At 31.8% G+C, this 6,533-nt stretch carries 4 protein-coding genes; all 4 read right to left on the bottom strand.

Going from position 1 to position 6,533, the window contains the following annotated elements; all coding sequences use genetic code 11:
* Positions 1 to 493: 493 nt before the first annotated feature.
* Positions 494 to 1,240, bottom strand: coding sequence for a LytR/AlgR family response regulator transcription factor (locus RV13_RS15155; protein ID WP_060789166.1), 747 nt, complete (start codon positions 1,238 to 1,240; stop codon positions 494 to 496).
* A 294-nt stretch (positions 1,241 to 1,534) separates the two neighbouring features.
* Entirely contained in the window at positions 1,535 to 2,983 is a 1,449-nt protein-coding gene (locus RV13_RS15150) for a glycosyltransferase (protein ID WP_060789167.1), read from the bottom strand.
* 126 nt (positions 2,984 to 3,109) lie between these two features.
* Positions 3,110 to 4,273, bottom strand: a complete 1,164-nt coding sequence (locus RV13_RS15145; protein WP_060789168.1) for a nucleotide sugar dehydrogenase — start codon at positions 4,271 to 4,273, stop codon at positions 3,110 to 3,112.
* A gap of 702 nt (positions 4,274 to 4,975) precedes the next feature.
* Positions 4,976 to 6,073 carry a tyrosine-type recombinase/integrase gene (locus RV13_RS15140; RefSeq protein ID WP_060789169.1) on the bottom strand — a complete coding sequence of 366 codons (1,098 nt, stop codon included), beginning with the start codon at positions 6,071 to 6,073 and terminating at the stop codon, positions 4,976 to 4,978.
* Positions 6,074 to 6,533: the final 460 nt, after the last annotated feature.

Raw genomic sequence — 6,533 nt, 5'->3', positions numbered from 1 at the left:
TCTTTGTCCTAGTTAGGGGTAGCATATCAGAATGGATAATTCTTTTTTAACTCTTTTAGCATGGGGTCAACTCTGTATTTCTTATCTAATCTTTTCAGAATATACGAAATACACGCTATAAGAATGGCTTGAATACACGCAATCAAAAAAAGATCGTACATATTTGTAAAAATGGAATTTTGGGAAAAATAGACAGGGAGGTAAAAAGTGACCAATCGAACAAAAGTTACTAACATATCCTGTAGAATAATGAGTACAGAGGGCAAAAGCCAACTCGATAAATAATGCCTCATAATAAAATACTCTATTACATACAATACGTAGATATAAATTACGGCATATAGATCATGGAAAAAGAAACTTATGGCAAAAGAAATGATCAAAAAAATGGTTAAGAAATTCGTCCCCTTCTGAAAAATAAATTGATGGTTCAATAGCGTCCACAAAATGATCATATAATTCAGTGCATAGAGTGCAATAGAATAGGTATTGGTCATTTTAAATCATTCTTTCTTAAATATTGATTTATTTTTCTCGTACCAGTAATGCCTACGTCTAGAATTGTTTTATCTTCAAACTGCACAATCCCTTCAATTTGATTAATTATTTCAATTTTATTTAAATTAATGATAAACGACTTTAATTCTTTAAAAAAATAAGGGCCATTTAATTGTTTTCGAATGTCCTTGAGCCGACTGGATACTAGCATCTCCCCCTCAACGATCTTTATCAACAGCATTTTTTTATATCCTGGTATCGTTGATACGTATAGAATGTTCTTTTCATAAACAATAACTTTTTGGTTATTCGACTCAACTGTTATTTTCATTTCATTACTCTCTCTATCTTGAACAGTTCTTAAATAACTGTCGATTAATATTCTAGATCTTGCAATAAGTTGATCCATTGGTAAATTTTTGCTTAAATAGGCAAAAGGCATAATCTGACGATTAATCACTTCAATCCCATAGGTTTCAAAAGAAGTAATAAATACAATAAAACAATCAGCGTTTTTTCTCCTAATTTTTTCGGCTAAATCAATTCCATTAAAATAATTCTTTAATTCAATATCAATTAAAAAAAGATCCGAATCGGTAATTTCAAGAGCATCAAGTTCCTGATAGAAGCTTCGTTCATTACTTACCTCTACAAATTCAAAGGACTCACGATTTAGTTCACTGACAATCTTAATTATTTTTTTTCTTATAGCAAATTGATCATCAATTACAAAAATTTTCAATTTTTTCACCCACTATAATTAACTATCTCACTCATTTTTATGATACCAAAAAAAGATACATTCAAATAATAATACGACCTTTTATATATAGCCTTTTTTCAGAAGATAAAATTGAAAAAATTTTGAGAAAATTTTTATACTTGATTGAACAGAGTTTCATTTTTAAACCAGCCAATAAATAGCTAACATTATTAATCACTAAAAAGACGAACTCTTAAAATTAGTAGAGTTCGTCTTTTGAAAATTATATTTAAAACATGAACCGCGTGCACGTATATGCTACGAAAACTTAGTTTATTTCCCTTCATCAATTCCTACTTCTACATTTTCACGCGTCTCCCAGCTCGCAACTTTCCATACAGTGAGTAAGCCGTATATCTGTAAAATACTACAAATTAAAAGATTAATAATCGTTGAAAATGGAGAGAAAACAAGGTAGGAAATAAACTGGGAGAGTTTGCTCATGTCATTTCTTTCAAAGGTTAACGTACGAATATTTCTAAAATAGCCCAATGCAATCATATAGAGCAAGACAATAATTGGTAATTGTCTATTCACAATAGGATAATAAAAATAGACAGCAATGAACACAGGAGTATATGCACCAAAAGAGATGTAATGACTTAGCTGTATCCACCACGCAGCTTTTTTAGGGCTTTGATTTTGGATAAACCAAAGTCCACCCCACCAAAAGCTTCTCCACCACCTTGTACGTTGTCGTAGCAGATGACTTAGTTTTACTGGATTCAAGGTATAGCCGATTGATGTTTCTTGATAGACTGTATCTCCCATAATCGACGCATATTGAGTTAGCATGCGATCATCACCAAATTTAGCTTTCTGCGAAAAAATAATTTGTGACAGATAATGATCAATATAACTGTTAATTACTTCAGAGCGATAAAAAGCTAAACAGCCATGGTTCACATTGACAGCCTTCCAACGAGAATAAGCAGATCGACCATTTGAAAAAGCGGAAACAAAAGAAACCCCCACTGATCTCGTCAAAAAATTATCACTGTTGTTATAATCTAAAAGTGCCCCTCCTACTGACATAATTTCTTCGTCAAAGAAGGGATATAATCCTTGTTCTATAGCATCGACATTTAAAATAGTATCACTATCTATCGTTATAAAAATATCTACTAAATCCTTTAGTTCATTAAAAGCTACCGCCTGAGCCTCACGTTTACCAGCATTTTCTTTATAAATATATTTCGTACTATTAGGAAAACGATCTTTCCACTCATTGAATAAGTCCTCACACTTGTTTTCTTCAAGTGATCCATCTTCAATCACATATACGTAGTCAGGTAAACTGGTTTGAAGAGACAGGCTATTCAATACTTTTTTGAATAGCTCTCTATCTTCGTTATAAACAGGAATAACAACTGCTGTGCGAAATTCTTTTATGGATCGATTTTCAGGACAAATGTAAATTGGGTTGAAATAGGAAGAAACTGTTAGAAAACTATTCCATAAGAACGCAATCACAACAAAAGGAATCGTCCAAAACAAAATAGTGTTGATTGAATAATGATGATAGATGAGAACTAATACAAAGGAGAGAAGGTACATCACCAACGTGATCTTGTGCCATTTATTTCGCTTTAAACTAGTTTTGGAATCATTCGCAAAAGTTCGTATCCTGTTTTCTTCATTTTTCTCTCCTAGCAATGAGAGGATTAACCCACATAAAATCATTACAGCTACATATAATAATGACAGAAGCCAAACGTACAAATTAAAACACATCCTTATATATGATAGTTAGGACTTTAAATCCTTTTTCGATGATTAAGAGCTACCTATAAACTAGAAAAATTATTACTTCCTATTTTGAGAAAGGATTTTATCTGCAGATTCTCATTAATCCCGACCAAAAATATCTCTTGAATAGACTTTATCCAAGACATCCTGCAGATTGTTATCCATTCGGTTCGACACAATCATGTCCACCGTTTTTTTGAACGTCTCTAAGTCATTAAGAACAAACGCCTCCATATACTTGTTTTCTTCAATACTTGGTTCATAAATAATCACTTTGATTCCTTCCTTTTGAAGGCGCTTGACTATATGCTGAACTGAAGACTGTCTAAAGTTATTGGCGTTTGTTTTCATAGTTAATCTGTATATACCTACAACTTCAGGCTTTTGCTCTAAAATTTGATCTGCAATAAAGTTTTTCCTCGTTTCATTTGACGCAACAATTGCCTTAATTAAGTCATTTGGTACCTCTAAATAACTAGCTAACAATTGCTTACTATCCTTAGGCAAGCAATATCCACCATATCCAAAGGAGGGATTATTATAAAAATTACCAATTCTTTTATCTAACCCAATACCTTCAATAATACTGCGAGTGTCTAAGCCATACTGTTCCGCGTAGGAGTCCAATTCGTTAAAATAAGCTACCCGCATAGCTAAATAGGTATTTGAAAATAATTTTATTGATTCTGCTTCTCTAGAATTTGTCAGCAAAATTGGTACATTATCGATTTGTGCATTTCGCGAAAAAAGTTCGGCGATTTCAGCTCCTCGTTGACTCCGTTCGCCAATAACTATTCTTGTAGGAAATAGGTTGTCATACAAGGATTTCCCCTCTCTTAAGAACTCGGGTGAAAAAATGAAATGATCTGTTGAAAAGCGCTCTTTTAAGGAATCTATAAAACCGATTGGTATGGTAGACTTGATCAAAAAGAGTGCCTCAGGATTGATCTCCAAAGCACAGCGGATGACCATTTCTACTGGAGAAGTATCAAAGCAATTCGATTTATCATCATAGTCCGTTGGTGTTGCAATAATTAACAACTCTCCGTGCGTTACAGCTTCATTAAACTGATCAGTAAAATGTACATTTAAATCTTTTGACAAAAAGTCTTGAAATTCCGGCTCATCAATTGGACTTTTCTTCTTTTGTAAAAGTTGAATTCTTTTCGAATCTACATCGTATCCAACTACACTTTCATTTTGAGCTAATAGTAAAGCGTTTGAGAGACCTACATACCCTAATCCGAAAACGGAAATATTCAATAACTAACACACCTCTGTTCTAATATGAACTGTATAAAAATTTTCAAAGTGGCAAAAATTTGCCATTATGTCCATTTATGCTTTTTTGCTAATTTAAGTAATCTTTGATCATCAAAAAGCTCTTGCTAAGGAGTCATCCTTTAAAAAACCGAAAATCAGATATTCTTGAGATTTTATTTTTTCGATTCTCAAACAAACTAGCTTGACTAAAAATTTCTGATACAGCAAACTCCTCAAAAACCATTGTAAAATCTAATCAAATTCCTAATTTGTATGAGTTTTCTTGGTTAGTAGGATATGATATTCTTAATGCGGTAATATGAATGTTGAATTTATCCTGAGATAGTCTTCATCGTTTTTTTTGATTTAAAATGGAATTTATTTACTTTAATCAATGTTCATGTGCTAACTCCTTCATTTTTTCTATTAGATAAAAATCAATAATTCTTTTGTTATCTTGACTAATATCTAGTGGTTCCAATGAAACTTATTTTTTCTTGGATTGATGTAATCTAAGAAAAACAGAGATTTTAGTTACTAAATAGCTCTTAAAAAAAATTGCTGACGGCTAATTGACGGTATAAAAAAAGAATAAGGAATGATTTTTTCTAAAAAAAACGTTATTGAAAATTGCATAAAACGCTTCTTAAAAACGTGCATTAGAAAAAAATCATTCGTTATCTTTAGTTTTTTAGTAGATAATCAAACAACCCTCTCCATCATTTTTAATGAACTATATTTTTCATCAAAGACGGTTCCGGCATATATATCTAACGTCATCTGTGTGGATCTATGTCCTAATAATTCGCTAATTGAAGTGATGGTTACTTTTGATTCCAGCAATCTTGTTGCAAACGTATGTCTCAACTGATGAAAATGGATTTCTGACAAACCTGCCTTCTCTCGAATTTTATGAAAATAGTAGGTAATTAAACGCGGTTCCATCGGTTTGCCTCTTACTTGAAAAACAAAGGACCGTGAATCATCTTTTTTTAAGTTTTGAAATAGCACAATCATTTGATCCGTTAATGGAAGAATACGATTTGATGAACGCGTTTTTACCGGCCCAATAGATAACGCTGTATTAGAAAGCTTATTTAGACGTTGATAGGTTTCCTTTACATGGAGCTGCTTTTTTTCAAAATCAATATTTTCCCACTTTAAGGCAGATATTTCACCAATACGCAAGCCTAAGTGAAGAGCGATAATAATTAACTCTCCATTTTTTTCTAACCTTGCAGTTTTTTCTAAACATTTTTGTTCAGTTAAAGATAATGGATTCACTTTTTTCAGTTCTTGCTTTGGTAAGGTAATACTTGTACATGGATTTTGAGAAATTAATCTATTATTAAAAGCATCTCGAAATATTCTACTAACTAGTTGAAATAACATATGGATCATCTGCGCTGATAGCTTTAATCCTTTCCAATTTTCAATTAATTGGCTTAGCTGCCTCTGATTCACTTCAACTAAACGTTGCTTTCCTATATACGGAAGAATGTACTTTTCTAATTTATATTTGTATGTATTATAGGTAGAATCCTTAATCGTAGCCTTCCAATTTTCAAGGCAATTTTGACTCCAGTCCTTGAATGAACATGGATAATATTGGTTAGCTTCTTCTTTTTGAACCTTTCGGTATTCAAATTTCTTTAATAGAAGTTTTTCTTTCGTTTCTTTATAAGAATGGCCATAAACATAGCCATATTGAATACGACCAGATTCTTTTCTAAATTTAATGTAGCGACCTTCCCAGCGTTGGTCTTTTCTTTTATAAATATTTTCTCCACGACGACTCATAATTTAATCCCCTTTTGCACTAAAGTGACGGCGTTTCTGACGGCTAAAAATTAAGTAGCCAGTTTAAGGCAATTGCTCCACATTTTTTTCTAAAAAATCATGAACCTTTATCTACATGGGTAATTTTTTCTCTTTTTTTCGAAAAATTTATAGTTTATATTGAAAAAAAACGATTTGTATTTTATACTAAATTTACATTTTAGAATCATTCTAGTTATTTTTTCTTGAATTACATCAATCCAAGAAAAAATAACTTTTTTTTACGCTATGCTACAAAAAAATGGATATCTTTCATTTGTGTCTTTTCTGAAAAACCCGCCTTTCTCTCTGATGTTTTTTATATTTTAGCAACAAAAAAACACCTCCAAACCATTTTGGAGGCGTTTTCATATTGTTTTGGTTTCCTTTCTTATTTCTACATAACTAGAGAAATCAGCAACGCACCCATTAAAATCATCGA

It is taken from the genome of Enterococcus raffinosus (genome assembly GCF_001886185.1).
Classification (GTDB): Bacteria; Bacillota; Bacilli; order Lactobacillales; family Enterococcaceae; genus Enterococcus_A; species Enterococcus_A raffinosus.
The sequence above is the reverse complement of the archived record's forward strand: the minus strand, read 5'-3'. Positions and strand labels throughout refer to the sequence as shown.